This is a genomic window from Pedobacter sp. (assembly GCF_045627485.1).
Classification (GTDB): domain Bacteria; phylum Bacteroidota; class Bacteroidia; order Sphingobacteriales; family Sphingobacteriaceae; genus Pedobacter.
In genome coordinates this window covers 1-3,132 of record NZ_JAZQNU010000171.1, presented here as the reverse complement: position 1 = coordinate 3,132, position 3,132 = coordinate 1, and the positions used below count along the sequence as shown (strand labels likewise).

Genomic DNA, 3,132 nt, shown 5'->3' with positions numbered 1-3,132 from the left:
GAATGCGTGAGCAGCTATACTGATGAATAATATAAGCATTCGTAATTGGAGACCTGGACGTTTAGGTGCTGGATCTAGGCCAATCAGTGACCATGAAAAAAGATAACCGGCTGCAAGGAAATGAAAATGAATCAAGTGATGCAGATAGGGATGTGAAAAACTCGCAATGTATAATGGCGTCAGGTATAGAACATAAATTCCTCCGGTATTGAGCAACATTGCTATTATTAGATATTCCGACGAAAGTACGCCAGTGTTCCGCGCTAAAGTACCCCATTTATTCCGGAGCAAAGTACGCCAGCCAGACCGGCCTGTATCACCACTAAGTAAGTGTGATATTTTCAAACTTAATGATTTTTTTTCTTTCTCAAAGATTTACCTGTAAGCGCTATTCTATGTGCAGAAGCTGCCAGTCTGTCCATAATAGCATCAGCGAGCGTTGGCTCATCAATAAAATTGTACCAGCTATCCACCGGGAGTTGCGATGTGATCATTGTTGAGCCGTTTCCATACCTGTCTTCCAGGATATCCAGCAGTGCAATTCTTGCATCATTGTTCAAAGCCTTTAGTCCAAAGTCATCCAGGATCAGCAGCTTATTTGCGGAGATACCCTTGATCCATTTAAGGTAAGATCCATCGAGCCTGGCCTGAGCCAGTGCATCCAGGAATTTGTTCATACTGAAGTACTGGGTGCGGTAACCCAGCAAACAGGCACTGCGCCCCAGGGCACAGGCCAGAAAAGATTTACCGCATCCGGTGGCACCGGTGATCAATACGTTCTCACCTTTTTCTATAAACATACCATCAGAAAGCCTTAGCACCTGTTCTCTTGTAATACCTCTTTCCGCATTACAAAGTATATCTTCAGGCAGCGCATGATAGCGGAGCTTACTGGCCTTGAGATACTTCTGGGTTCGGGAATAATCTCTGTATTCCATTTCTGCCTGGGTGATCATGGCGATCAAAGCATGGACATCCTGCAGCTCATGGACAGGCAATGATAATGCGGCCTCATAACGTTTAGCCATTCCAGTCAGTTTAAGTGTTTTGAGTTGTTCTACGGTGTTTTGTGTATTCATTTTTAGGATATATGTATTTGACTAATTATAGGATTCAGGGCCCCGGAGGTTATTGTGGGCAGGAATACGAAACTCTTTGATGCTTTCTTCTTCCAACAGATCCATTTTATTATCCAGGATCGTTTTGATCGCGGTGTAACTGAACTTGTGTCCCCTTAAACCCCTTTTGCAGGCTGCTTCCATACGAACACAGCCGTAAGCATCCATTAATCTCAGCAGCCCGGTGCAGGAAGTATAAGACTGATCGATCACCAGTTTGCTGTCCATTAGCTTTTTAAAGAACCTTAAAGTGTTCGGTCCGTTATCTTCTGCTTTTTTCAAGTAGTATTCAGGGCTCCATCCACGTTGTCGGATAATTGCCTGGTGCCTTTCAGGCATATGTTCTTTGATACTGCTATAACCATGGCTGATGTAATTTCTGGTATGGATAGCGATTCTTTGACCTTCGTAATAGATCTCAACGGTGTCCTGATCATAGGCAATCCGAACTTCTTTACCGATGTAACGGTATGGAACAGAGTAAAAGTGGCCGTCTTCGCCCACCAGCACATGGTAATGTTTCTGCACTTTTGCTTTGGTGTAGTGTCGTATGGAATAGGCGGATTCGGGTAGCGGTTGCAATAATGCTTTTTCTTGACTGTCAAAGAGTTCTTGCCTGCTGAATGTTTTCTTTTGGAAGTTCAGCTGGTGGTGCTTGTCGAGTTTTTCTTTGATCGCTTTGTTGAGTTCAGACAGGCTATGGAAAGTTTGGTTACGTAGTGCTGCGTAGATACGCCTGTAAGTGATCTTTACATTGTTCTCAACCGATGGCTTGTCTTTTGGTTTGTAGGGACGTGCAGCCAGTAAAGCAATATTATTATGGTTTGCCCACTGCTCCAGCATATCAGTGAATACCGGTTCGTATTTACAGCTTTTAGAGACCCACTGTCTCATGTTATCTGATTTTACAGTTAGGGGCACTCCTCCAAAATAGTTAATGGTGTGATTCAGAGCCTTTACTACTTGAGGCAGTTTGGCGTCAGGAAGAGCCTCTACATAACCATAACCGCTAAAAGGGAGTACAGCAACATACACTGGACAGGCAATAAGTTCTCCTGTTGAAGGATCTACATAATGTAAGACATCACCTGCGAAGTCTACTTCCAAAAGCTTTGCCGGGGTATGAACAAAGTGCATCACTGCATTGTTCAATTTCATGTGGTCTTGCAGTAAATCGCAGAACCTGGAATACTGAAAGCCTGAAGGATATTCTTTAATATATTCTTCCCAAAGCAGTAAACGGGTCACCCCGGTACGGCTAAGTTCCTTGTTAAAGTACATGATCTGGCTGATGAAATGAGCTTTGCGGGGGTCAGCATCCTGTGGTACAGATGGCTTATGCAAGCCAAGAATCTGTTCCAACCGTTCGTCTGGAAGTTTCAAAAGTTCGGTTAACTCCTGCCCGGTTTGTTGGAACTTTTGCAGGTAGAGGGCAATTGTTTTTCTTGTCGTCTTTATTTCCTTCTCGATAGCCCGCTGGGAAACACCGCGCTCAAGGAATAAAAGTATCTGTCTTATCTTATGCATACTAAGTAGCTTATTTGCCATACTGCAAGTGGTTTTTGGTTACAAACCAAACTTAGCGTAACTGGCGGTTAAACACTGCTTAGTGGTATACTTTGGCGCGGAATAAGTGGTGTACTTTGTGTCGGAATGTCAGCCCCTTACAAATATGGCTTCTTTAACAAAGTGGCGTACTTTGCCTCGGAATAATTGGTAACCTTTCCTACGGAATACTGGGGTACTTTGCCTCGGAATGGGTGGCGTACTTTGTGTCGGAATCGTGGCGTACTTTGGAGCGGAATATCCAAGTGCTGTTTTTTATAAATTTCAGACTTCCTGGTGTCGATAATTTTAACCTGAGGATCAAGCCTCGCTGCCTTTTCTGCATCGTCAATTTTTTGGCCTTTGGCAATTTGAGCCAAACTCGCTTTAAAATCAGGGGCACCCTGTTTATTTAATTCCACATTATAAGGAAAGTACATCGGAATAAAAGGCTGGTCGGTTGTAAGTC

Annotated in this window: 3 protein-coding genes and 1 pseudogene; all 4 read right to left on the bottom strand. The window is 43.7% G+C overall.

The features are described 5' to 3' along the window. The coding region (locus ACR2F3_RS13060; protein WP_432710414.1) for a cytochrome c oxidase assembly protein at window positions 1-345 on the bottom strand (345 nt) is incomplete at its 3' end. 2 nt (window positions 346-347) lie between these two features. After that, the gene (gene istB / locus ACR2F3_RS13055) at window positions 348-1,079 is read right to left on the bottom strand and encodes an IS21-like element helper ATPase IstB (protein ID WP_432710413.1); all 732 of its coding nucleotides are present in this window, start codon (window positions 1,077-1,079) and stop codon (window positions 348-350) included. A 21-nt stretch (window positions 1,080-1,100) separates the two neighbouring features. Beyond that, complete coding sequence (gene istA, locus ACR2F3_RS13050) at window positions 1,101-2,645, bottom strand: IS21 family transposase (RefSeq protein WP_432710412.1); 1,545 nt, start codon at window positions 2,643-2,645, stop codon at window positions 1,101-1,103. Between the two features lie 137 nt (window positions 2,646-2,782). Further along, window positions 2,783-3,132 (bottom strand): annotated as a pseudogene (locus ACR2F3_RS13045) (hypothetical protein); the annotation flags it as partial.

Excerpts from the sequence above, each read along its gene's own strand:
- istB (WP_432710413.1), bottom strand. The coding sequence starts at position 1,079 with ATGAATACACAAAACACCGTAGAACAACTCAAAACACTTAAACTGACT.
- istA (WP_432710412.1), bottom strand. The coding sequence starts at position 2,645 with ATGCATAAGATAAGACAGATACTTTTATTCCTTGAGCGCGGTGTTTCC.